The sequence below is a fragment of the Pseudomonas sp. GX19020 genome (assembly GCF_023371075.1).
Classification (GTDB): Bacteria; Pseudomonadota; Alphaproteobacteria; order Rhodobacterales; family Rhodobacteraceae; genus Pseudogemmobacter.
In genome coordinates, this window is record NZ_JAMCCR010000008.1 from 87,216 (window position 1) to 109,614 (window position 22,399).

At 63.5% G+C, this 22,399-nt stretch carries 23 protein-coding genes; 14 read left to right on the forward strand and 9 right to left on the reverse strand.

Annotation, left to right across the window (positions count from 1 at the left end; all coding sequences use genetic code 11):
• Nucleotides 1–122 precede the first annotated feature (122 nt).
• Nucleotides 123–737, forward strand: a complete 615-nt coding sequence (locus M3484_RS13940; RefSeq protein WP_249497340.1) for an enoyl-CoA hydratase/isomerase family protein — start codon at nt 123–125, stop codon at nt 735–737.
• Between the two features lie 7 nt (nt 738–744).
• On the opposite strand, the gene M3484_RS13945 is transcribed toward M3484_RS13940, so the two are convergent.
• Nucleotides 745–1,434: a TetR/AcrR family transcriptional regulator gene (locus tag M3484_RS13945; RefSeq protein ID WP_249497341.1), complete on the reverse strand. Its 690-nt coding sequence runs from the start codon at nt 1,432–1,434 to the stop codon at nt 745–747.
• 201 nt (nt 1,435–1,635) lie between these two features.
• On the opposite strand from M3484_RS13945, the gene M3484_RS13950 reads away from it, so the two are divergent.
• The 7 genes from M3484_RS13950 to M3484_RS13980 all read left to right on the forward strand — a co-directional run bounded on the left by M3484_RS13950 (nt 1,636) and on the right by M3484_RS13980 (nt 9,968).
• Nucleotides 1,636–3,891 (forward strand): TonB-dependent receptor, encoded by a 2,256-nt coding sequence (locus tag M3484_RS13950; RefSeq protein ID WP_249497342.1) that lies wholly within the window; start codon nt 1,636–1,638, stop codon nt 3,889–3,891.
• Nucleotides 3,892–3,978: 87 nt separating this feature from the next.
• The gene (locus M3484_RS13955; RefSeq protein WP_249497343.1) at nt 3,979–4,923 is read left to right on the forward strand and encodes an ABC transporter permease; all 945 of its coding nucleotides are present in this window, start codon (nt 3,979–3,981) and stop codon (nt 4,921–4,923) included.
• The gene (locus tag M3484_RS13960) at nt 4,920–5,861 is read left to right on the forward strand and encodes an iron chelate uptake ABC transporter family permease subunit (RefSeq protein ID WP_249497344.1); all 942 of its coding nucleotides are present in this window, start codon (nt 4,920–4,922) and stop codon (nt 5,859–5,861) included. Before M3484_RS13955 ends, M3484_RS13960 begins: the two co-directional genes overlap by 4 nt.
• Nucleotides 5,862–5,875: 14 nt before the next feature.
• Nucleotides 5,876–6,652 carry an iron ABC transporter ATP-binding protein gene (locus M3484_RS13965; RefSeq protein ID WP_249497391.1) on the forward strand — a complete coding sequence of 259 codons (777 nt, stop codon included), beginning with the start codon at nt 5,876–5,878 and terminating at the stop codon, nt 6,650–6,652.
• Nucleotides 6,649–7,605 (forward strand): siderophore ABC transporter substrate-binding protein, encoded by a 957-nt coding sequence (locus M3484_RS13970; protein WP_249497345.1) that lies wholly within the window; start codon nt 6,649–6,651, stop codon nt 7,603–7,605. The genes M3484_RS13965 and M3484_RS13970 overlap by 4 nt, the downstream gene beginning before the upstream one ends.
• Before the next feature lie 107 nt (nt 7,606–7,712).
• Nucleotides 7,713–8,735 carry a YncE family protein gene (locus tag M3484_RS13975; protein WP_249497346.1) on the forward strand — a complete coding sequence of 341 codons (1,023 nt, stop codon included), beginning with the start codon at nt 7,713–7,715 and terminating at the stop codon, nt 8,733–8,735.
• Between the two features lie 69 nt (nt 8,736–8,804).
• Nucleotides 8,805–9,968, forward strand: a complete 1,164-nt coding sequence (locus M3484_RS13980) for a TIGR03862 family flavoprotein (RefSeq protein ID WP_249497347.1) — start codon at nt 8,805–8,807, stop codon at nt 9,966–9,968.
• Between the two features lie 157 nt (nt 9,969–10,125).
• Here M3484_RS13980 and pheS read toward each other — a convergent pair whose 3' ends face one another.
• From pheS to pyk, 6 genes are all read right to left on the reverse strand, one after another.
• Nucleotides 10,126–11,205: a phenylalanine--tRNA ligase subunit alpha gene (gene pheS / locus M3484_RS13985; RefSeq protein WP_092899817.1), complete on the reverse strand. Its 1,080-nt coding sequence runs from the start codon at nt 11,203–11,205 to the stop codon at nt 10,126–10,128.
• A 116-nt stretch (nt 11,206–11,321) separates the two neighbouring features.
• Entirely contained in the window at nt 11,322–11,720 is a 399-nt protein-coding gene (locus tag M3484_RS13990; protein WP_249497348.1) for a hypothetical protein, read from the reverse strand.
• 160 nt (nt 11,721–11,880) lie between these two features.
• Entirely contained in the window at nt 11,881–12,243 is a 363-nt protein-coding gene (rplT, locus tag M3484_RS13995) for a 50S ribosomal protein L20 (RefSeq protein ID WP_092899821.1), read from the reverse strand.
• Nucleotides 12,244–12,255: 12 nt separating this feature from the next.
• Nucleotides 12,256–12,456 (reverse strand): 50S ribosomal protein L35, encoded by a 201-nt coding sequence (gene rpmI, locus M3484_RS14000; RefSeq protein WP_092899823.1) that lies wholly within the window; start codon nt 12,454–12,456, stop codon nt 12,256–12,258.
• Nucleotides 12,457–12,601: 145 nt separating this feature from the next.
• Entirely contained in the window at nt 12,602–12,826 is a 225-nt protein-coding gene (locus M3484_RS14005; RefSeq protein ID WP_092899825.1) for a hypothetical protein, read from the reverse strand.
• Between the two features lie 36 nt (nt 12,827–12,862).
• On the reverse strand, nt 12,863–14,311 hold the full coding sequence (gene pyk, locus M3484_RS14010) for a pyruvate kinase (protein ID WP_092899827.1): 1,449 nt from the start codon (nt 14,309–14,311) through the stop codon (nt 12,863–12,865).
• Between the two features lie 189 nt (nt 14,312–14,500).
• Here pyk and M3484_RS14015 point away from each other — a divergent pair, with 189 nt between their 5' ends.
• From M3484_RS14015 to M3484_RS14025, 3 genes are all read left to right on the forward strand, one after another.
• Nucleotides 14,501–15,268 (forward strand): N-formylglutamate amidohydrolase, encoded by a 768-nt coding sequence (locus M3484_RS14015; protein WP_249497349.1) that lies wholly within the window; start codon nt 14,501–14,503, stop codon nt 15,266–15,268.
• On the forward strand, nt 15,261–15,593 hold the full coding sequence (locus tag M3484_RS14020; protein ID WP_249497350.1) for a DUF1244 domain-containing protein: 333 nt from the start codon (nt 15,261–15,263) through the stop codon (nt 15,591–15,593). Before M3484_RS14015 ends, M3484_RS14020 begins: the two co-directional genes overlap by 8 nt.
• A gap of 163 nt (nt 15,594–15,756) precedes the next feature.
• Nucleotides 15,757–16,761 (forward strand): calcium-binding protein, encoded by a 1,005-nt coding sequence (locus M3484_RS14025; RefSeq protein ID WP_249497351.1) that lies wholly within the window; start codon nt 15,757–15,759, stop codon nt 16,759–16,761.
• 94 nt (nt 16,762–16,855) lie between these two features.
• On the opposite strand, the gene M3484_RS14030 is transcribed toward M3484_RS14025, so the two are convergent.
• Both M3484_RS14030 and dgcA read right to left on the reverse strand, forming a co-directional pair.
• Nucleotides 16,856–17,713, reverse strand: coding sequence for a D-amino-acid transaminase (locus M3484_RS14030; RefSeq protein ID WP_092899835.1), 858 nt, complete (start codon nt 17,711–17,713; stop codon nt 16,856–16,858).
• A 4-nt stretch (nt 17,714–17,717) separates the two neighbouring features.
• The gene (gene dgcA / locus M3484_RS14035) at nt 17,718–18,680 is read right to left on the reverse strand and encodes an N-acetyl-D-Glu racemase DgcA (protein WP_249497352.1); all 963 of its coding nucleotides are present in this window, start codon (nt 18,678–18,680) and stop codon (nt 17,718–17,720) included.
• 176 nt (nt 18,681–18,856) lie between these two features.
• On the opposite strand from dgcA, the gene M3484_RS14040 reads away from it, so the two are divergent.
• From M3484_RS14040 to M3484_RS23805, 3 genes are all read left to right on the forward strand, one after another.
• Complete coding sequence (locus M3484_RS14040) at nt 18,857–19,816, forward strand: L-malyl-CoA/beta-methylmalyl-CoA lyase (protein ID WP_249497353.1); 960 nt, start codon at nt 18,857–18,859, stop codon at nt 19,814–19,816.
• A gap of 432 nt (nt 19,817–20,248) precedes the next feature.
• Entirely contained in the window at nt 20,249–21,208 is a 960-nt protein-coding gene (locus M3484_RS14045; protein ID WP_092899841.1) for an acetyl-CoA carboxylase carboxyltransferase subunit alpha, read from the forward strand.
• Nucleotides 21,209–21,370: 162 nt separating this feature from the next.
• Nucleotides 21,371–22,393, forward strand: a complete 1,023-nt coding sequence (locus tag M3484_RS23805; RefSeq protein WP_092899843.1) for a Hint domain-containing protein — start codon at nt 21,371–21,373, stop codon at nt 22,391–22,393.
• The last annotated feature ends 6 nt before the right edge of the window (nt 22,394–22,399 follow it).

Below are 22,399 nucleotides of genomic sequence, written 5' to 3' on the forward strand. Positions count from 1 at the left end.
AAATCACTGCCATATCGTCGGCCCTGGCCCGGGGCGCGTCAAGTGGAGGTTGACATAGCTTGACTGCGATTCGATTGACATTTTCGACAGTCGCGCAAAGCAGACAGCCAGGGAGGAACGTGATGATTGCAACCGAAGACCAGGGCGCGCTGCGGATCATCCGCCTGAGCCGCGCCGACAAGGCCAATGCGCTGACCCGCGAGATGCTGGATGCCGTGGCGCTGGCAGCAGAAACCGCCTGGGAGGCGGGCGTGAAAGCCCTGGTCCTGACCGGCGAGGGGCGCGTCTTTTCCGCCGGTGCCGATCTTGAGGCGATGGGCCAGGGGCTGGGCCGTGATCCGGCCTGGGAGCGGGCGTCGGGCGCGATTGCCAATTTCCCCGGCCTGTCGGTTGCGGCGCTGAACGGCACGCTGGCGGGCGGCGCCTTTGGCATCGCGCTGGCCTGTGATCTGCGCATTGCCGTTCCCGGGGCGAATTTCTTCTACCCGGTGATGCGGCTTGGCCATCTGCCGCAGCCCTCGGACCCCGGACGGCTGATCGCGCTGATCGGCCCGGCACGGGCGCGGATGATCCTGATGGCCGGAGCGAAGATCGGCGCGGAAGAGGCGCTGTCCTGGGGGCTGATCGACCGCATCAGCCCGGCGGAACACCTGAAGGAGACCGCCGCCGAGCTTGCGAAAGATGCGCTTGCCGCACCAGCCGGTCATCTTGAGACCATCGCCCGTATGACGCGCTGAAAAGCGCTCAGCGCCCCCCGGCCCGATCGGTCACCTCCGAAGGATAGGGCACACTGGTGATCTCTCCGATGATCGCCAGCGCCCCGGTGATCAGTGCCCGGATACCGTCGCGGTGTTCGGGATCGATCCCCTCCGCGCCCTCGCCCCCGGATCCGCCAGTTTGCAGCCGGTCAGACTGAAGGCGGCCAGACTGAAGGCGCCCGGCCGGAGAGCCCCGCGCGGGCAGAACGGTATCTGCCACGGCCACGCAGTGAAAGGCGATGGTCAGCATCAGCCAGCGCGCCTGGGCAAAGCTCAGGCCGCGCGTCCCGGCCAGCTCCTCCTGATGCGCCACGATCTTTTCTGTCATTTCGCGCGTGATCATATCGCCCCGCAAAAGCCAGGGTGCAATGCCGGGATGGGCCTCGACCAGGCGCCAGATCGAAGTCGCGAAATCCCACAGCCATGAGGCCAGCGGCACCTCGGGGCCAGGGCGCGGGAACTCCCATCGCAGGAAGGCGGCCTCGGCCACAAGGCTGCGCAGGTCCGCAAGGCCCCGCACATGTTTATACAGCCCCATATGGCTGACCCCGAGCCGCGCCGCGACCCCCACGATTGTCAGATCATTCAGCCCGATGGCGATGCCCGCATCGGCGATCCTGTCGCGGGTGATGGTTGCCGGTCGGCCCCTGGCGGGCGGGGATGGGCTGAGACTCATGGCTTTCCCTTTTGCGGCGGCTCCGGCTTCCGGCACTGCCGAAGCTTTGAAAGCGTAACGCATAATCATAATTTATCCAATATATTCTATAGCTTGTCGCAAGCTGTCGCGAGAAGTTGACGGTTTTGGTCAATTAGCTTATAGGGCTGCAACTAAATTTAGTTTAGCATCATGAAACTAAATTCCGCAGGGACAATGACCATGAACCAGCCTGACCCGCATTCTGACGTGCTTTCCCGGCCCATCGGGCGCATCGCTCCCTTTTCGCCCCGACACCGCCGGGGCAGCAGAACGCTGCTGCTGACGTCGATGCTGACCGGGTTCGCGCTATTGCCGATGTTTGGCCTGCCCGCCTCCGCCCAGGCCGTGACCCAGGACGACGAGGCCGCAAAGCAAGACGGCGCAGTCGCGCTTGGCACCATCATCCTGCAAACCGGCGGTACGCCCGCGCCCTATGCCGGAGGTCAGGTGGCGACGGGCAGCGCAGTGGGCCTTCTGGGCAATAAGGACGTGCTCGATACGCCATACAGCACCATCGCCTATACCGAAGACTTTGTGCAGAACCGCGAGGCCCAGGATGTCGGCGCGGTGATTGGCGCGACCGACCCTTCGGTCTATGTGCCCAACAAACGCAATATTTTCGAGACCTATACGATCCGGGGCTTTTCCGGATCGGCCGATGATCTGACCTTCGGCGGGCTGATCGGCATGGCACCCAATATGCGCGGCACAACCGAGATGGCCGAGCGGGTGGAAGTCCTGAAAGGCCCTTCGACCTTCCTTTACGGCATGCCCCCGGGCGGCAGTGTCGGCGGTGCGGTGGCGTTGCAACCCAAACGCGCGGGCGATGCGCCCCTGACCCGCCTCACCTCGACCTACAGCTCTGACACCCTTTACGGAGTTCATGCCGATATCGGCCGCCGCTTTGGCGCTAATAAGGAATGGGGCATCCGGGTCAATGCGGTCTCGCGCGATGGCGACACGGCGGTCGATGGCGAGAAGCACGGGATGAATATGGGCGCGCTCGCGCTGGACTGGCGTGGCGACCGCGCCCGGGTCTCGCTGGATTATTACAATATCCGCGAGAAGATGCGGGGCATCAACTATTTCGGCGTCTCGGCCGGGGCGGCCGTCACCGTGCTGCCCGCGCCACGCGACGGGTCGAACACCCTAGCCGCGCCCTGGGCGTTCAACACCAATTCGACCGAGACCGTCCTCCTGCGCACCGAGATCGATCTGACGGACAGCATCACCGCCTGGGCGGCCTATGGCCATAAATCGGGCGGCTATGACGCGCTGATCACCTCGAGCCAGATCACCAGCAATGCCGGCGCGCTTTCGGTCAGCGGTGTGCGGTCGCAACGCCAGGGCAGCCAGGACTCCGGCGAGGCCGGGATCCGCGGCAGCTTTTTCACCGGATCGGTTGGCCATGACTGGGTCGTGACCGCAACCAGCTACGATTCCTCCAACACCTTCAAGGACCGCCGTTTCGCGGTCAGCTCGGTCACCAATATCGACAATCCCGACTGGGGTAACGCGCCGGATCTGACCGCCTATAATGCCAGCGGCCCGACCTCGATCATGGATCTGAAGCTGACCAGCCTCGGCCTGTCGGATACGCTGAAATTCATGGATGACCGGCTGCAGGTGACGCTGGGTATGCGCTATCAGACGGTGAAAAGCGCGAGCACCGCGATCAGCGCCACGGGCGTCCATACTCCGGGTGCACGCTACGATTCCAGCAAGACCTCGCCCGCCATCGCCTTGGTCTGGAAGGCCAGCGATCAGCTGTCCTTCTACGGCAATTACATCGAGGGGCTGAGCGCCGGTCAGGCGGCGCCTGCCACCGCCGTGAATGCGGGCGAGGTGCTGCCGCCCTATCAGACCAAACAGGTTGAGATCGGCGCGAAATGGGATCTGGGCCGCCTGACCACCACAGTCGCACTGTTCCAGATCGAAAAGCCCAGCGCCTATCTTGATCCGGTGACGCTGATCTATGGCACCTTTGGCGAGCAGCGCAATCGCGGGATCGAACTGAATGCGTTCGGCGAGGTCCAGGACGGGCTGCGGCTCATCGGAGGGGTATCTTACACCGATGCCAAGGTGACGAAAGCCAGCACCACGGCCACCACCGGCAAGACTGCGGCAGGCACGCCTGCGGTCATGGCCAAGCTTGGGGTGGAATATGACCTGCCCTCGCTTCCCGGCCTGACGCTGACCGCCAATGTGAACCATACCGGCAAGCGATATGCCAACAATACAAACACGCTGTCGCTGCCTTCGTTCACCGTGCTCGATATCGGCGCGCGCTATGAGACCGAATTGCAGGGCAACCCGCTGACGCTGCGCGCCACGGTGCAAAACATCACAAACGAGGCCTATTGGGCCGGCGGCAGCCTCGCGGGTGGCTATGGCGCCCCGCGCACGGTGCTGTTGTCGGCCTCGGTCGATTTCTGACCGGACCTGCGCTGACCCATCCGCCCCCGCAACCGCCTCCGGGCAGTGCGGGGGGCTTTCATCCCGTTCCCCCATCGGCCTGACCAGATGACGCGCCTTGCGCTGCCCCTGATATTCCTTGCGCTCTGCCTCGCCTCCGTTCTGACCGGGGTGAGCCGCATGAGCCTCGCTTCCCTCTGGACCTTCGAGGCCGGGGCCTGGCTCACCCTGACCGCAAGCCGGCTGCCGCGTCTTGCGGCGGTGGTGCTCAGCGGCGCCGGGCTGGCGGTTTGTGGTATCATCCTTCAGCAGATCCTCAGAAACCGATTTGTCGAACCCGCCACCACCGGCGGGCTGGAAGCCGCGAAACTCGGGATCCTTGTCGCGATCACGCTGGTGCCGGGCCCTGGCCAGGTCAGTCGCATGGCACTGGCGATGGTGTTCTGCCTGGCCGCGAGCCTGATCTTCGTCGCAATCATCAGCCGCATCCGGTTCCGTGACACGGTTTTCGTGCCGGTTGCCGGCCTGATCTACGGCGCAGTGCTTGGGGCCATCGCCGAATTCTACGCCTGGTCGCATAACATCCTGCAAGACATGCAGGGCTGGATGCTGGGCGACTTCTCGCGGATCGTGCAGGGAAATTACGAGATCATCTGGCTGATCCTGCCGGTCGTCCTGGTGACCTATGCCTTTGCCCGCCGCTTCACCCTTCTGGGGATGGGCGAGGAAACGGCGACCAGCCTCGGCCTGAGCTATGGCGCGATGGTGGCGCTTGGCCTCGTACTGGTTTCGGCCACAGTGGCGGCGACAGTGATCGCTGCCGGAACCATTCCTTTTGTCGGGCTTGTGATCCCGAACCTCGTGCGGCTGACCCATGGCGACAATCTCGCACGGACCCTGCCGCTGGTTGCAACCGGCGGCGCCACATTGCTGCTGGCCTGCGACCTGATCGGGCGCGTGGTGATCTGGCCCTATGAAGTGCCGGTCGGGCTGACCGTCGGCGGGATCGGCGGGCTGATTTTCCTCGCTTTGATCCTTCGGAGGGGGAAATGACCCGCCCCCTTGCGATCACCGCCGCGCTGATTGCTCTGGCGGCGCTATATGTGGCTTTGGGGACGGGCCCTGATTTCGGCTATGTCATCCCGCGCCGCCTGATCAAACTGGCCGCAATGGTGACCGGCGGCGTCGCGGTTGCCCTGGCCTCGATCACCTTCCAGACCCTTGCCGGCAATCGCATCCTGACCCCCGCCGTCATGGGCTATGAGGCGGTCTGCCTGATGATGCAGGCGCTGCTGGTTCTGATCCTCGGCACCGGGAGCCTGGTGCTCTGGGGGGGTCAGGGATCGATCCTGATCACGCTGGCGGCCATGCTGGCCTGGTCTTTCCTGCTGCATCACTGGCTGTTTCGCCGCGCGGGGGGCGATGTCTGGTTCCTGATGCTGGTGGGGATCGTGCTGACCATGGTGATTTCCACCTTCACCCAGTTCATCCAGCTGCGTATCAGCCCGGGCGAATTTGCGGTTTTTCAGGGGTTTGCCCAGGTCTCTTTCGAACGGGTGGATACCACGCGTCTGATCGTCTCCACCGGTGCCGTGACCCTTGTCGCGATGCTGATCTGGCGCCGGGTTCCGGTGCTGGATGTGATCGCTCTGGGCCGCGATCAGGCGATGTCTCTGGGCGTCGCCCACGCGCGCGAGACCCGCCATCTTCTGGCGCTGATCGCGGTTCTGGTGGCGATATCCGTCAGCCTGATCGGCCCCACCGCGTTCATGGGGATCTTCGTTGCCAATGCCGCCCGCGCGATGGCGTCCGGTCCCGGCCACCGCCAGACGCTGCCGGTTGGTGCGGCTGTGGCCATCGGGCTTTTCCTGATGGCCGAGCTGGCAGCAGCGCAGGTCTTCGACCACCGCACCACAGTCGGCATCCTGATCAACCTCACCTGCGGCGCCTGGTTCCTGCTTTTGATGCTGCGCCGCCGGAGTTTCGCATGAGCCCTGACACCGCCATGATCACCACCACTGACCTCTCGATGAAACATGGCAACCGCCTTGTGCTGTCAGGCCTGACGACGGCTTTCCCACAGGGAAGGCTGAGTGCGATCATCGGCCCGAACGGCGCCGGGAAGTCGACGCTTCTGATGCTGATGGCCCGTCTCGCAAGCCCTTCCGGCGGCAGGGTCACCATCGCGGGGCAGGATATCGCCACGATCCCACCTGCAGCATTCGCGCGCCAGGTCGCGACCCTGCGCCAGTCGCCCGGCGTCGATCTGCGCCTGACGGTAGGGGATCTGGTCGCCTTTGGCCGCTTCCCCTATAGCCGGGGCCGCCTGGATGCCGCTGACCGCCGCGCGATTGACGACGCCATTGCGCGGCTCGCGCTCGACCCATTGCGCGACACGCTGATCGACGAACTGAGCGGCGGCCAGCGCCAGATGGCTTTTCTCGCCATGACCATCGCCCAGGACACGCCCTGTCTTTTGCTCGACGAGCCGCTGAACAATCTCGATATCCGCCATGCCGCCGGCATCATGCGCGCGCTGCGTGACCTTTGCGCGGATCGTGGCCGCAGCGTGATCGCGGTGATCCATGACATCAATTTCGCCGCCAACAGCGCCGACCATGTCCTCGCCTTGAAATCCGGGCGGCTGCATTCCGCAGGCCCGGTCGATCAGGTCATCACCGAGCCCAATCTGCAAGACCTCTACGGTCTCGATTTCCGGATCCTGCCACGACCACAGGGACGGATCTGCGACTATTTCACCCCGAAAGGAGAACCGGCATGACCCGTTCCAATCCTCTCAGCCGCTGGCTTGTTCTGTTGGCTGCCAGCTGCCTGCTTGCGCCCTCCGCCGCACCCGCCGAAACGAAACCGCAAGTGGACTTGCCGGTAACGATCGAGCACGCGCTCGGGGCCACCGTGATTGACAGCCGCCCGGACCGCGTTGTGGCCCTGGATATGAACGAGCTGGATTTCCTCGACCGGCTTGGCGTACCGGTGATTGGCACCGCCAAGGATTTCGTGCCGCATTTCCTTGCGAAGTACCGCGATGATCCTGCGGTGGCCGATATTGGCATGATCGTGCAGCCCAATGTCGAGAAGGTCCATGCCCTGCACCCCGATCTGATCCTGATGACCTCGCTCCAGGCCGCGCATTACCCCGAGATGAGCAGCTTTGCCCCGGTGATCCATTACGATGTCGATTACCGCGACAGCAGTTCGGGTCATATCCAGGTGGTCGGGGACCATTTCCTGACGCTGGCGCGGATCTTTGGCAAAGAGGATCTGGCAAAGGCTGAGATTGCCGCGCTGGAGGATAAGATCACCACGCTCCGCAGCCTGACCGAAGGCCGCCCGGAGCGCGCGCTGCTGGTCTTGCATAACAATGGCGGCTTTTCGGCCTTCGGAATGAAATCGCGTTATGGCTTTGTTTTTGATGCCTTTGGGGTGAAGGCGGCAAATGAGGCGACCGAGACCGGGCTGCATGGCCAGCCCGTCACCAGCGAATTCATTCAGGCCACCAACCCCGATATTATCTATGTCATCGACCGCACCGCTGTGATGGAACACCGCCCGGTGCTGGATGCCGCCACCATCGAAAACCCGCTTTTGCGCGAGACCACGGCCTGGAAGGCGGGCAAGGTGATCTTTGTCGACCCCGAGGCCTGGTACACCACCGCTGCCAGCATCACCCCGCTTGAGATCATCATCGACGATATCCGCAAGGGCTATGAGTAACGGCCTGCCCCGCGCAGCCCGCGACCGGATGCATGTGGCCCTTGCCATGCGTTCCCCGGGCTGCAAAATCCCTGATGTCGCTTTCCCTGCGAAAAGGAACCGGTTCGATGCTGCAAAAACCCGTCGCTCAGGGCCTCTACGAAATCGTCCACTCCGCCCGCCAGGGCGCGGTATTTGTCGCCTCGGCCGGGGGGCGTGGCGAGGGCGGTCCGCCGGCGCAGATCCTGAAACTCGACCCGAACTCGCTGGAGCCACTGGTCCGGATCGCTCTGCCGGGCAAAGGCTTTGGCCTTGCGCTCGATGATACGGCGGACCGGCTTTACATCACAGACGCGACCGATGCCTCGGTCACCGTAGTCGATACCGCGACGGGCGCGGTGACGGGCCGGGTGCGGCTGGCAGAGAAGACCATCGATGACGAGGGGGGCGCAGGCTTTCCCTTCCATTGCCGTGAACTGGCGCTGGATAGGACCGCGGGCAGGCTTTACGCGCCCTGTCATTCGATGCAGGACAGCGTGCTTTGCGTAATCGACACCGCCCGGCTTGAGGTCGAAACCCGGCTGACCGGTTTCGGCTTTGTCGCGACCGGCATCGCAACCGACCCTGCGCGCCAGCGGCTCTTCATCTCGAATGCCGAGGGCCAGGTGATCACTGTCGCGACCGACTTGCCGCAGATCACCAGGACTGTGGCCACGCCGGGGGATCAGCTGATGAACATCGCGCTGGATCCGCTGGGGGGCAGGATTTTCGCGACCGATCAGGGGCATGAGTTCTTTGAGACCCTCTGGACGCGGCACCTGCCGGGCTACAGCCGCAAGGGTTCGGGGAACCAGCTTCTGGTTCTCGACGCCGCGACCGGCGCGGCGATCCGCCGGATCCCGACCGGCCCAGGCCCGCTTGCAGTGCTTTATGATCCGCGCCGGCAGCTGATCTGCGTCACCGAACGCAGCGGTGCGGCGGTCAGCCTGTTCGACAGTGAAAGCTATGCGCTGAAACACCGGATCACGCTTGAGGGGTATCCGAACAGCCTCGCCCTCGATGACCGGAACGGCATTCTTTATGTGACTGCCAAACAGGGTGAGACCGGTACAGCGGGGGCCCCCGACCTGGTGGCGCGCATCGCGCTGTAATTTCCCCCTGCCCTTGCCCGCCCGGGTCTTCGCAGGCAAGAAAGGGCAAGGTTGCACGGGTTGGACAAGATGGAACACGACATGGACGCCCTGGTGATCGGGGCCGGCCCCGCCGGGTTGATGGCGGCGGAGGAACTGGCGCGGGCCGGGCGCCGCGTGGTGATCTGCGAGGCCAGACCCAGCCCCGCACGCAAATTCCTGATGGCGGGGAAATCCGGGCTGAACCTGACCAAAGACGAGCCGCTGGCCGCGTTCACCGCGCATTACAGCCCGCCCGACTGGCTGGCGCCGATGCTTGCCGCCTTCGGGCCGGGCGAGGTGATGGAGTTCGCCCACGGCCTTGGCCAGGAGGTGTTTACCGGCTCTTCCGGCCGGGTGTTTCCGGTGGTGATGAAAGGATCGCCATTGCTGCGCGCATGGCTTGCACGGCTGGCATCCCTCGGGGCAGAGCTGCGCACCCGCTGGCGCTGGAGCGGGTTTGAGGGGGTAGCCTTTCGCTTTGACACATCAGGGGGCTGCCAGCTGCTGAGGCCCCGGGTGACGGTGCTGGCTTTGGGCGGCGCGAGCTGGGCGCGGCTTGGGTCTGACGGCGCATGGACGCCCTGGCTGGCTGGCCGGGGTGTAGAGATTGCGCCCTGGCAGCCCGCGAATATGGGGCTGTCGCTCACCTGGTCGGCCCATATGGAACGTCATTTCGGCCAGCCGGTCAAAGGCGTGACACTGAGCGCCGGTGACCTGACCAGCCGGGGCGAATTCGTGGTCTCTGCGCGGGGCCTCGAAGGCGGCGGTCTCTATGCGCTGTCGCGCCCCTTGCGGGACGGCGCAGATCTTGTGCTGGACCTGCTGCCCGCGCTGTCAGAGGCAGAGATTGCGGCGCGGCTGGCAAAGATGCGGGCCGGCGAAACCCTGGTGAACCGGTTGCGCAAGCTGGGCCTTGCGCCGGTGCTGGTGGCACTGGTGATGGAATTCGCGCGCGAGGCGCCGCTTGCCGCGCTGAAACGGCTGGTGATCCGCCATGACGGCCCGCGCCCGCTGGATGAGGCGATCTCGGTCGCGGGCGGCATCACACGATCCGCGCTGCGCCCGGATCTGGAGCTGACCGCTCTGCCTGGCATCTTTGCCTGTGGCGAGATGCTGGACTGGGAGGCGCCGACCGGGGGCTACCTGCTGACCGGCTGTCTGGCGAGCGGCAGATGGGCCGGGCGGGCTGCGTCTCAGTTCGACGGCCGATAGCGGGCCAGCGCGACCTCATTGATCTCGCTCGCCCTTACCTCCGCCATGCAGGATGCGGAGGTCAGAGAAACAAGGCGGTCAGAGGGCCTTAATCTGTGATTGTGCGACCATTTGCGGCCAGAATGCCGTGATCTGCCCCAAAGGGCAGATCAGACTGTCAGCGCGACAGGCCGCCCGGCAGGTTCGGCAGGTCAAGCGCGCCAAAGCCGTAATGTTTCAGCCAGCGCAGGTCGGATTCAAAGAAGGCGCGCAGGTCGGGGATGCCGTATTTCAGCATCGCGATGCGGTCGATTCCCATGCCGAAGGCAAAGCCCTGCCATTTATCGGGGTCAATACCACCTGCCGCCAGCACTTTCGGGTGCATCATGCCGGAGCCAAGGATCTCCATCCATTTGTCACCCTCGCCGATGCGGAGCTGACCGCCGACATTGGAATAGCGAATATCGACCTCGGCAGATGGCTCGGTGAAGGGGAAATGCGAGGCGCGGAACCGCAGTTCCACCTTGTCCACCTCGAAAAAGGCGCGGCAGAATTCCTCGAGCACCCATTTCAGGTTGGCCATCGAGATGTCGCGGTCGATGGCCATGCCCTCGACCTGGTGGAACATCGGGGTATGGGTCTGGTCCATATCCATGCGGTAGACGCGGCCCGGAGCGATGACGCGGATCGGCGCGCCCTGGTCAAGTGCTGCCCGGATCTGCACGGGGCTGGTATGGGTGCGCAGCACATGCGGCGGGCGGTTGTCGCCTTCCGCGCGGTGCATGAAGAACGTGTCATGCTCCTGGCGCGCGGGGTGCTCCGGCGGGATGTTCAGCGCGTCGAAATTGTACCAGTCGCTTTCGACCTGGGGGCCCTCGGCGACCGAGAATCCCATATCGGCGAAAATCGCGGTCAGCTCGTCCATGACCTGGGAGACCGGGTGGATGGTGCCCTGACGGCGCGGGCGGCCCGGCAGCGTGACGTCAAGCCATTCGGATTTCAGCCGCTCATCCAGCGCCGCATCGGACAGCGCGGATTTGCGGGCGCGAAGGGCGGTGTCGATCTCGGTCTTCAGCTCGTTCAGATGCGCGCCGGCGGCCTTGCGTTCCTCCGGGTCCATCTTGCCAAGACCCGCCATCAGCGCGGAAATCTCGCCCTTCTTGCCAAGCGCGGCAAGGCGCACCTCTTCCAGTGCGGCCTCGTCGGCGGCACCGGCCACGGCTCCGATATATTTGCCACGGATGTCGGTCAGATCCATCGGAGCCCCCGGGTTGAGATAAGGCTGAATTGCGGCTCTGGGACTAGCCGGGCGGGGCCGCGATTGCAAGGGTCGCAGGGGCCGGGATTTGACGCCCAAAAGGTGTTGCGACGCGCTCAGTCACCATAGGGTGGCGGCAGTTCGGAGGACGGGCAGAAGCTGTAGTCCAGATCCATCAGCCCGTCGAAGATATGAAACGCCTGCTGGTCGCGGATCTCGATCACGCCTTCATTCAGGCTTTCAAGGCCGGTCTCCGCCTCGGCGCAGGTCACGGCATAGCTGTAGCGTGCATCGCCCTCAGAGGTGAGGCCTTCGAAACTGCACATCCCATAGCGATTGTTGAAACCGCCCGCATGAAGGTAGATCAGCGTCGCGTCATTGCCGCTGCCACATTCTTCTCCGGCCTCGACATAATAGCCCTCCTGCAGCGGCAGACCCTCCGCAGCCAGGGCAGGGATAGCCAGAAGCGGGCTGAGCAATGCGGCGGCGATGGCTGGGACAAAGCGGTGAGACATCTGTTCTTCCTTCGAAAACTGTCGCTCCATCCCTGGCTACGGACGGGTACAAAGACAAATGACATTGCCCGTCATGGGGCATGAGCGGCAGGAAACGGCGCAAAAGAAAACCCGCGCAAAGCGCGGGTTTCCGGATCGTTTCGTGTGTCGTCAGGCCGGATCAGGCCAGAGCAGCGCGGGCCTTGTCGGCGATGGCGTTGAACGCCTCCGGCTCATGCACTGCGAGATCGGCGAGGACTTTGCGGTCCACTTCGATACCGGCTTTCGCCAGGCCGTCGATCAGGCGCGAATAGGTGAAGGCCGGGTCGAACAGGCGGACAGCAGCGTTGATACGCTGGATCCAGAGCGCGCGGAACTGCCGCTTGCGGACCTTACGGTCGCGGGTGGCGTATTGCTGTGCCTTGTCAACGGCTTGCGTTGCAGTGCGGAAATTCGTCGAACGGGCGGCGTAGTAGCCCGAAGCCGCCTTGATCACCTTGCGGTGGCGGGCGTGGGTCACCTTACCGGATTTAACGCGGGACATCTGTGTCTCTCCTTACCGGTTATAGGGCATGTATTTTTTGACGATCTTCGCGTCCGAATCGTCCAGGATCATGGTCCCGGTCGCCTGACGGATGAAGGTCGTCGAACGTTTGATCATGCCGTGGCGCTTACCGGCCACACCGGCCTTCACGCGCCCCGAGGCGGTGAAGGAGAACCGCTTTTTAGCAGCGGATTTCGTCTTCATTTTGGGCATTTTACACTCCAGTGTTTTCACGCGCGACGCGGCATGCCACTTCCGCCGGTCTCGCGGTTCTTCCGAAGCCGTCCCTATAGGGGGTTCCGTCTCGCGGGGCAAGGGCCAATCGGCCCCGCCCGTCAGGGCATATGCCCCTCGCCTGTCAGGGCAAATAGCGGGCGGCAACGCTGAGCATGACGCCGGGAATATCCGCCGGCCGGTAGCCGCCGGGCTTTTGTGTCCAGGCCACAATCAAAAGCGCCGCCGAAAGGACCACCATAAGTGTTCCCATCCGCGGCGCCCTTCCGTCGACCCAGCCTGCAAGCATCGTGGGGATGGTAAGAACCGCGATCACGATTCCCACCGTCAGCAACAGATCCGAATCCACGTTGCCCCCGCCCGAAAGCCTTTGTTCGGGTTCAGGTTAGCCGGGATCGACGCGCGAAATCAATCTTTCATCACAGGGCGCAACCCGCAGAATATTAGTCGAACCGGGCACGTTGAACGGCACACCCGCCGTGACCACGATCTGATCTTTCTCATCGGCGAAGCCTGCCGAGCGCGCGGCGCGGATCGCGGAAAGAACCGCACCTTTGAAGCGCTCCTGCTCCGGTACGATCACGCAATGCACCCCCCAGGTCAGCGCAAGACGGCGCGCGGTCGAGACCAGTGGCGTCAGCGCGATGACCGGAACATGCGGCCGTTCCCGCGCCACAAGGCCCACGGTCTGGCCGGACTGGCTGAAACAGGTGATGGCTTTGATGTCGGTCGCCTCGGCGATTTCACGCGCGGCGGCAACGATGCCATCGGCCACGGTCTCGCGCTTCACCACACGGCTGGCGTCGATGATGTTGAGATAGGTCGGGTCAGCCTCGACCGAACGCGCCACATTATCCATCGTGGCGACGGCCTCGATGGGGAACTTGCCCGCAGCCGATTCCGCCGAGAGCATCACCGCATCGGCGCCCTCATAGATCGCGGTCGCTACATCCGAAACCTCGGCGCGGGTCGGCATCGGATTCTCGATCATCGATTCGAGCATCTGGGTCGCGACGATCACCGGCTTGGCCGCCGCGCGAGCCTTGCGGACAAGGCGCTTCTGGATCGGCGGCACCGAATAGACCGGCAGTTCGACGCCAAGATCGCCGCGCGCCACCATGATCCCGTCAGAAACCGCGAGGATTTCCTCATAGGCCTTCACCGCAGCCGGCTTTTCGATCTTCGACAGGATCGCGGCGCGGCCTTTGGCAAGGGCACGGGCTTCAAGCACGTCTTCGGCGCGCTGCACGAAGGAAAGCGCCAGCCAGTCGACACCCAGCTCGCAGACGAATTCCAGATCCTTGCGGTCTTTTTCGGACAGAGCCGCCAGAGGCAGCACCACATCCGGCACGTTCACGCCTTTGCGGTTCGAAATCACGCCACCGACCTCGACCACGCAATCGGCGAAATCCTTGCCGCATTCGGCGACTTTCAGGCGGATCTTACCATCATTGACCAGCAGCGACGCGCCTGGTTCCAGGGCTGCAAAAATCTCGGGATGCGGCAGCTGCACACGGGTCGCATCGCCCGGCGCCGCATCAAGGTCGAGGCGGAATTTCGCGCCATCGGCGAGGTCATAGCCGCCATCCGTGGCAAATGCGCCAACCCGCAGCTTCGGCCCCTGAAGATCGGCCAGAATGCCGATCGGGCGGCCAAGATCATGTTCGACCTGGCGAATGATGATATGACGTTCACGGATGTCGTCATGGGTGCCATGGCTCATATTCAGGCGGAACACATCGGCTCCGGCGGTGAACAGCTGGCAGATCATGTCATAAGTGCTGGAAGCAGGGCCCAGCGTTGCCACAATCTTCACGTTACGGTGACGGCGCATATGCCATCCTCCTGTCTCGGGTTTCGCGTTACGATGTGGGCCAACCGCGTTATGGCGCAGAATGTTAGCGCCCGCAACAGAACGATTTGTGACGCGGGCCCTTTCCTTCCCCTGGTGTTCGACCGGCGCGCGGGGTTAGGATAGCCCGGTGAAATATCTGGCAGATTAACAGGCGGGATCAGCAGACCAATGCAGCATGAGGCGTTCCGGATCGAGGGCGAGGACCGCCCCGGCCCCTGGCTGGTGACCTGTGACCATGCGACAAACCGGGTGCCGGACTGGGTCGCGGGCGGCAGTCTCGGCCTTCCTGCTACTGACATGGCGCGCCATATCGCCTTTGACCCCGGCGCACTTGGCCTGTCGCGCGCTCTGGGCGCGGCGCTGGACAGCCCGGTGATTTCCTCGGATTTCTCGCGGCTGGTGATCGACCCGAACCGGGGCGAGGATGATCCGACGCTGGTGATGCGGCTTTATGACGGATCGGTCGTTCCCGCGAACCGCCGTATCGGACAGGACGGGATCACCGAGCGGCTCGACCGGCTTTACCGCCCCTATCACGGCGCGCTGGAGCGGCTGGCGGCGGTGCCCTCGCCCTCCGGTCCGCGCGCGATCGTCGCGATCCATTCCTTCACACCCTGCCTGCGCGGGCGCCCGCCCCGGCCCTGGCATGTCGGCGTGCTCCATTCCCATCTCGACAGCCGGCTCTCGGCCGCGCTGCTGGCAGAGCTGGCCTTTGAGACCGATCTCTGCATTGGTGACAACGAACCCTATTCCGGCCATCTGCCCGGAGATTCCATCGACCGCCACGCCCTTGACCACGGGCGCCACAATACTTTGATCGAATTGCGCAACGACCTGATCGAAACGCAATCGCAACAGGCGGCATGGGCCGCAAGGCTCGCCCCGATCCTGTCCCGCGCCCTGACCCGCACCCAAACGGAGACCAGCCATGTCTGACACCCCGACCTTCGACGACCAGACCCGGACAGAGCTGGAGGCCGCCACTTTCCGCGCCCTGATGCATCACCTGCTCGACGCGAGGCCCGATGTGCAGAATATCGACCTGATGACGCTGGCAGGATTTTGCCGCAACTGCCTGAGCCGCTGGTATCAGGAGGCCGCCGCTGAAAAGGGCATCACCCTGACAAAAGATGCAGCGCGCGAACAGGTTTACGGGATGCCCTATGCCGATTGGGTGGCCGCGAATCAGACAGAAGCCGGGCCAGAGAAGCAGGCCGCCTTCCGCGACGCCTTTGCGCAGAACGTCGCCGGCAAGAGCTGAGCTTCGCCCCCCGCCGGCGTTGCAACAATCGCACTCTGGGCGGGCCGCCGTTTCCATTCGAAGAACAGTCAGACAACCATTAGCTGATCCGCTTGACTTGCGGTAACGCTCTGCGCATCGCTTCTCAAATTATGTCATTTTTTGGGCAGTGGGGGCTGTTGTTATGGAATTGCTGTTTCTTCTTCCGGTTCTTTTGGTTGGCGGGATCATTGTCGCGCTTGATGACAATGACGATGATGATCGCGACGCACCGGAACATCCGCATGTCCAGGAGGGCACCGAAGGGAATGATACCCTGACCGGCAGCGGCGAGAATGACATCCTGCGCGGCCATGGCGGCCTGGATTTGCTTTATGGTGGTGGCGGCACTGACCGGCTTGAAGGCGGCGAGGACGATGACACGCTATATGGCGGCACCGGCAATGACACATTACTGGGCGGGGACGGCAATGACCGGCTGTTCGGCGAGCTTGGCGACGACATCATCTATGGTGGCGAGGGCGATGATTACGCCGAAATCCTGGCCGGAGAAGGCAATGATCACTTCTTTGGCGGCGCGGGCAGCGATACGCTGAACGCCTCGCAGTCGGATGGGGATATCTTTGCCCGTGGCGGCGCCGGGCGCGACATCATGCATACCGGCAGCGGCGACGACACGCTGTACGGCGATGCCGGCAATGATGCGCTGCGCTCGCTGGCCGGATCGGATGTCTTCTATGGCGGCGTGGGCAATGACTATATCCGCTCGGTCGATCTGAACCCGGATTTCATCGGCAATGACCAGCTTTTCGGCGGTGACGGCAATGACCGGCTGACCGCTGATGGCGGCGACACGCTGACCGGCGGCGCGGGACGGGATATCTTTGAGCTTGATCATCGCGGGCTGGGCGAAGGCGTGATGACCGTGACCGATTACGACCCTGCCGAAGACCAGCTGCATATCCATGTTCTGGCAGGGCCGGAACTGCCGGAAGTCTCGCTGCGCGCCAGCGATTCGGGCACCGGCACAATCGTGACCGTGAACGGCGTGGATGAAGTGCTGCTGGAAAACATCGCACCTGCTGATGTGAACAGCGATGATTTCTACATAACCCGTCACGACATGCCGGTTCCGGTCGCGGGTCAGGGCCCGATTGGCGCCGGTGCGCCACTGATTGCGGTCAACTGACCATCAGATCATCAGGCTCCGGCATATCAGAGGGCCGCCCCGTCACCAGGGCGGCCCTTTTCAGTATAGCGTTTTTCCGCCGCACTGCAGTCCCTCAGACCGCCGCCCTGTTCATCTCATCGAGATAGATCTCACGCATCCGCGCCGCGACCTTGCCGGGCTTGCCCCCGCCGATCGCCGCGCCATCCAGCTCGACCACGGGCATCACGAAGGCCGAAGCCGAGGTGATGAAAGCCTCATCCGCCGCCTGCGCCTCTTCGACGGTGAAGAGCCGCTCTTCGATCTCGAACTGCGCTTCTTTGGCGAACCGCAGCACCGCCGCGCGGGTGATCCCATGCAGGATATCCGAGGAAAGCGGCCGGGTGATGATCTTATTCCCTTTGACGATATAGGCGTTGTTCGAGGTGCCCTCGGTCACATGACCATCCTCGGTGAACCAGGCATCATCGACACCGGCTTTCTTCGCCATCATCTTGCCCATCGACGGGTACAAAAGCTGCACCGTCTTGATGTCGCGCCGGCCCCAGCGGATATCGGGGATCGAAATAACCTTCAGCCCGGTTTTCGCCTGCGGGTTGTCAGCAAGGCCCGTCTTCGACTGGGTAAACAGCACCACGGTCGGCGCCACCCCCGGCCCCCATGCAAAATCGCGATCCCCGGGATTGCCGCGCGTGACCTGCAGGTAAACCATCCCTTCGGTGATGTTATTGACGCGCACCAGCTCGCGATGCACGGCCAGCCAGTCATCGGCAGACAACGGATTGTCCATCTCCAGCTCGTCGAGCGAGCGCTGAAGCCGGGCGATATGGCCACCGAAGTCGATCAGCTTGCCGCCCAACACCGAGGTCACCTCGTAAACCCCGTCCGCCATCAGGAAGCCGCGGTCGAAAATGGAAACCGTGGCCTCGGTTTCGGGCAGATACTGGCCATTCACATAGACGGTGCGGGTCATGAGACTATCCCCAGAGTTGGCGTTCGGGCGGATGAAGCTGCGACAGATCGTAACGCAGCGGGTGGGGCCGGTCTTCTGCCAGCAAAAGCGGCCCGTCAAGGTCTACATAGCCCGCGCCCTGCGCCAGCAGAACCGCAGGCGCCATCGCAAGCGAGGATCCGACCATACACCCAACCATGATACCAAAGCCCTGCGCCTGCGCCTCATCGCGCAAAGCCAGCGCCTCGGTCAGCCCGCCGGTCTTGTCGAGCTTGATATTGATCACATCATAGCGGCCTCGCAGCGCGGCGAGGCTTGCGCGGTCATGACAGCTTTCATCGGCACAGACCGGCAGCGGGCGCGCCATTTCTGCCAGCGCCTCATCCTGCCCCGCCGGAAGCGGCTGTTCGACCAGCACCACCCCCATCTCCACCAGACGCGGCGCGAGGTCCTTATAAACCTCCGGCGTCCAGCCCTCATTCGCGTCGATGATCAGCCGCGCTTTAGGCGCACCACGCCGCACCGCCTCAAGCCGGGGCATGTCATCGGGCGTGCCGAGCTTGATTTTCAGGACCGGCCGGTCTGATGCCGCCCGTGCCGCCGCCTCCATCGCGGCAGGCTCGCCAAGCGAGAGGGTGAAAGCCGTCGTCACCGGCGCGGGCGCCGCAAGCCCGGCCAGGTCCCATGCCCGGCGGCCTGAGATCTTCGCCTCCAGATCCCAGAGCGCGCAGTCAACCGCATTCCGCGCCGCTCCCGCAGGCAGCGCCGTTTGCAGCCCGGTCCGTGTGATCCCCCGCGTAAGGCCAGCAATCTCAGCCAGCACCGAGTCGAGGCTTTCGCCATAGCGTGCATAGGGCACGCATTCGCCATGCCCGGTCATGCCACTGCGCGCCACCTGCGCCGTTACCACCTGCGCCTCGGTTTTCGAGCCACGGCTGATGGTGAAAACCTGCGCGAGGCGAAAACGGGCAGTTGTGGCAGTGATCATCGGGGGGCCTCCTGTTCCCGCGCCAGTTTCCGTGCGTCCGGGGTAAGGGCAAGCGAAAACGGCGCCGCTTTGCGGCATGGGTTTTCTGCGCACGCAAATTCCCCTTGCAAGCGCAAAAGCAACAATCTAACCAAATCAACAAAAGTATCGAAATATGATTACCGAAGGATGCGCTCATGAGCTTTCGCCTCCAGCCCCCTGCCCCTGCCCGCCCCAATCGCTGCCAGCTTTTTGGCCCGGGCTCACGGCCGGCGCTGTTTGAAAAAATGGCGGCCTCGGCGGCGGATGTGATCAACCTTGACCTGGAAGATTCCGTGACGCCCCAGGATAAGGACCAGGCGCGGCAGAATATCATCGAGGCCGTGAATAGCATCGACTGGGGGAGTAAGACGCTCTCGGTCAGAATCAACGGGCTGGACACCCCCTGGTGGTATCGCGACGTGGTCGACCTGCTGGAACAAGCCGGTGGGCGGCTTGATCAGATCATGATCCCCAAAGTCGGTTGCGCCGCCGATGTCTATGCCGTGGACGCGCTGGTCACAGCCATTGAGCGCGCAAAGGGCCGCACCAGACCGATCAGCTTTGAGGTCATCATCGAAACTGCCGCCGGCATCGCCCATGTCGAAGAAATCGCCGCGTCCAGCCCCCGCCTGCAGGCCGTGAGCCTCGGCGCCGCCGATTTCGCGGCCTCGATGGGAATGCAGACCACCGGCATCGGCGGCACCCAGGACAATTATTACATGCACCGGGAAGGCCAGAAATACTGGTCCGACCCCTGGCACTGGGCCCAGGCCGCCATCGTCGCCGCCTGCCGCACCCATGGCGTGCTGCCGGTCGACGGCCCCTTCGGCGACTTCTCGGATGATGAGGGCTTCCGCGCCCAGGCTCTGCGTTCGGCCACTCTGGGCATGGTCGGAAAATGGGCAATCCACCCGAAACAGGTGGCGCTGGCCAATGAGGTCTTCACCCCGTCGGAAAGCGCCGTAACCGAGGCCCGGGAGATCCTCAGCGCGATGGAGGCGGCCAAAGCCGCAGGCCAGGGTGCCGCCACATACAAGGGCCGGCTGATCGACATCGCCTCGATGCGCCAGGCCGAAGTGATCGTCCGCCAGGCCGAAATCATTGCCAGGCGGTGAAGAGAATCCGTTGACACACTGCTTTTACAATGTGCAACATCGTCGCAACCAGGCCCGCCCCTGAGGCGGATTTGAAAAGGACACCCGCGCCGCGACCACAGGGAGAGGAGGCCCTGCGCGGCAAATGGGAGGAAGCACACCCCGTGGCGAAAGCTGCGGGGTGTAGCCATTTCCGGTGCCCAGTTTTTGGCGCCCCATTTTTGGCACCGCGCCTCTGGCAGGCTGCGGAAGCCTCCGGCGGGGATATTTAATGACAGATGAAATCGGCATGCTCTCTTCGGCTTTTCATCTGTCCTTAAATATCCCGGGGGTGAGCGGCACAGCCGCGAGGGGGCTGGCCCCCTCTGCTTCTCTGCCTGCCACGTGCGGCGTCAGTTGCACTTTGCGCCTGCCCCCTCCATATAGGAGGCGATCAGAATAAGGGTCCAGCGCATGATCTATCTCGATTTCGAAAAGCCCCTGGCCGAGATCGAAGGCAAAGCCGAGGAATTGCGGGCGCTTGCCCGTAAGGATTCGGCGATGGATGTCACGCGGGAAGCCGAAGCGCTTGACCGCAAGGCCGAGACCGCTTTGCGCGATCTCTACAAGAATCTCTCTGCCTGGCAGAAATGCCAGGTGGCGCGCCACCCGGACCGGCCGCATTGCCAGTCCTATATCGACGCGCTCTTTACCGAATATACGCCGCTTGCCGGTGATCGGGCCTTTGCCGATGACCATGCGGTCATGGGCGGCATCGCCCGGTTCAACGATCGCCCGGTCATGGTGATCGGCCATGAAAAGGGCCATGATACCAAAACCCGGATCGAACATAATTTCGGCATGGCCCGCCCCGAAGGCTATCGCAAGGCGATCCGGCTGATGGATCTTGCCGACCGCTTCGGCCTGCCGGTGATCACGCTTGTCGACACCCCCGGCGCCTATCCGGGCAAGGGCGCGGAAGAGCGCGGCCAGTCCGAGGCCATTGCGCGCTCGACCGAGAAATGCCTGTCGCTCGGCGTACCGCTGATCTCGGTGATCATCGGCGAGGGTGGCTCGGGCGGTGCGGTGGCCTTTGCGACCGCTAATCGCGTCGCGATGCTTGAGCATTCGGTCTATTCGGTCATCTCGCCGGAAGGCTGCGCCTCGATCCTGTGGAAGGATGCCGAAAAGATGCGCGAAGCGGCCGAGGCGCTGCGCCTGACCGCCCAGGATCTGCAAAAGCTCGGGATTGCGGACCGCATCATCAAAGAGCCGGTTGGCGGTGCGCAGCGCGCGCCTTCGGAGGCGGTCGATGCTGTAGGCAAGGCGATTGCCGTGATGCTGGCAGAACTGACCGACAAGAAACCGGCAGCCCTGCGCAAAGACCGCCGGCAGAAATTCCTCGACATGGGATCGCGCGGGCTGGCGGCCTGATCGCTGGCGCTGCGGCGCCCCTTGTCGACAAAACAGCACCTGCTGATCAGTAGCACCCTGGTCGACCGGCTATGCCAGCGACCAGGTTTTGCCACATCTGACCCATATTAAGACCTCACTCTTCCGGCAGCTTCGATCAGAACGCATTGGAGGGGTCTGATCGTGCCTGTTACGAATCTCATTGTTAACGGAAGTTTCGATCAGGGCAGCACGGGCTGGTCCGGCACCGATCTGGAAACCAGCTATGACGAGGGCACCTATCTCGGGAATGGGTCGCCGAATCGTGTTGCCGAAATGGATGGCGCCAGCAACAAGATCACCGTGATGTATCAGGTGGTCCATATCGACCATGCCGGTTCGGTTCCGCTGGAATTCCGCACCGCGCTGCGCCAGGGGCAGCCGCTCGCCAATAAAGAAGGCTTCCGCGTCGATATCATAGACTCGAACGGCAAGGTCATCTTTACCAAGTCGATCTATCCTCAGGGGCAGACCTGGGAACATCACAGCCTCGCCATCGACTTCCCGAGCGCCGGCGATTACCGCGTCAGCTTTACCGAGCTGGGGGTGAACAACAGCTATGGCGCAATCATTGATGATATCTCGATGCTGGTCTGCTTTGTGGCCGGCACGCTGATCGAGACGCCCGATGGCCAACGCCCGGTCGAGGATCTCCGCCCCGGCGATCTGGTCTTCAATGCCGAGGGCGAGGCTCTGCCGGTGATCTGGACGGGCGCGCGCCGGGTCCCGATGGAAGACCAGATTATCGATGAAAGCCTGCGTCCGGTCGTGTTCGAGCCCGGCTCGCTTGGCAAGGGCCTGCCTGCGCGGCGCCTCGCGGTTTCCCCGCAGCACCGGATGCTGGTCTCGGGCTGGAAGGCCGAGCTCTGGTTCGCGGAATCGGAAGTGCTGGTGCCGGCGATCTCACTGGTGAATGGCGATACCATCCGCCAGGCCACAGCTGATGAGGATGTGACCTATGTGCATTTCCTCTTTGAGGGTCATGAGATCGTCCTCGCCGAAGGGTGCCCGAGCGAAAGTTTCCACCCTGGGGACCATTCGCTGAACGGGCTGGACCGCGACGCGCGCAACGAAGTCCTCGCACTTTTCCCCGAACTGAATACCACGCCGGTCATCGCAGCGCGTCAGGTCATTCGTCGCAAACTGGCCTCGGTTCTGGTGAACTGACCGGGA

Excerpts from the sequence above, each read along its gene's own strand:
- M3484_RS13940 (WP_249497340.1), top strand. The coding sequence starts at position 123 with ATGATTGCAACCGAAGACCAGGGCGCGCTGCGGATCATCCGCCTGAGC.
- M3484_RS13945 (WP_249497341.1), bottom strand. The coding sequence starts at position 1,434 with ATGAGTCTCAGCCCATCCCCGCCCGCCAGGGGCCGACCGGCAACCATC.
- M3484_RS13950 (WP_249497342.1), top strand. The coding sequence starts at position 1,636 with ATGAACCAGCCTGACCCGCATTCTGACGTGCTTTCCCGGCCCATCGGG.
- M3484_RS13955 (WP_249497343.1), top strand. The coding sequence starts at position 3,979 with ATGACGCGCCTTGCGCTGCCCCTGATATTCCTTGCGCTCTGCCTCGCC.
- M3484_RS13960 (WP_249497344.1), top strand. The coding sequence starts at position 4,920 with ATGACCCGCCCCCTTGCGATCACCGCCGCGCTGATTGCTCTGGCGGCG.
- M3484_RS13965 (WP_249497391.1), top strand. The coding sequence starts at position 5,876 with ATGATCACCACCACTGACCTCTCGATGAAACATGGCAACCGCCTTGTG.
- M3484_RS13970 (WP_249497345.1), top strand. The coding sequence starts at position 6,649 with ATGACCCGTTCCAATCCTCTCAGCCGCTGGCTTGTTCTGTTGGCTGCC.
- M3484_RS13975 (WP_249497346.1), top strand. The coding sequence starts at position 7,713 with ATGCTGCAAAAACCCGTCGCTCAGGGCCTCTACGAAATCGTCCACTCC.
- M3484_RS13980 (WP_249497347.1), top strand. The coding sequence starts at position 8,805 with ATGGAACACGACATGGACGCCCTGGTGATCGGGGCCGGCCCCGCCGGG.
- pheS (WP_092899817.1), bottom strand. The coding sequence starts at position 11,205 with ATGGATCTGACCGACATCCGTGGCAAATATATCGGAGCCGTGGCCGGT.
- M3484_RS13990 (WP_249497348.1), bottom strand. The coding sequence starts at position 11,720 with ATGTCTCACCGCTTTGTCCCAGCCATCGCCGCCGCATTGCTCAGCCCG.
- rplT (WP_092899821.1), bottom strand. The coding sequence starts at position 12,243 with ATGTCCCGCGTTAAATCCGGTAAGGTGACCCACGCCCGCCACCGCAAG.
- rpmI (WP_092899823.1), bottom strand. The coding sequence starts at position 12,456 with ATGCCCAAAATGAAGACGAAATCCGCTGCTAAAAAGCGGTTCTCCTTC.
- pyk (WP_092899827.1), bottom strand. The coding sequence starts at position 14,311 with ATGCGCCGTCACCGTAACGTGAAGATTGTGGCAACGCTGGGCCCTGCT.
- M3484_RS14015 (WP_249497349.1), top strand. The coding sequence starts at position 14,501 with ATGCAGCATGAGGCGTTCCGGATCGAGGGCGAGGACCGCCCCGGCCCC.
- M3484_RS14020 (WP_249497350.1), top strand. The coding sequence starts at position 15,261 with ATGTCTGACACCCCGACCTTCGACGACCAGACCCGGACAGAGCTGGAG.
- M3484_RS14025 (WP_249497351.1), top strand. The coding sequence starts at position 15,757 with ATGGAATTGCTGTTTCTTCTTCCGGTTCTTTTGGTTGGCGGGATCATT.
- M3484_RS14030 (WP_092899835.1), bottom strand. The coding sequence starts at position 17,713 with ATGACCCGCACCGTCTATGTGAATGGCCAGTATCTGCCCGAAACCGAG.
- dgcA (WP_249497352.1), bottom strand. The coding sequence starts at position 18,680 with ATGATCACTGCCACAACTGCCCGTTTTCGCCTCGCGCAGGTTTTCACC.
- M3484_RS14040 (WP_249497353.1), top strand. The coding sequence starts at position 18,857 with ATGAGCTTTCGCCTCCAGCCCCCTGCCCCTGCCCGCCCCAATCGCTGC.
- M3484_RS14045 (WP_092899841.1), top strand. The coding sequence starts at position 20,249 with ATGATCTATCTCGATTTCGAAAAGCCCCTGGCCGAGATCGAAGGCAAA.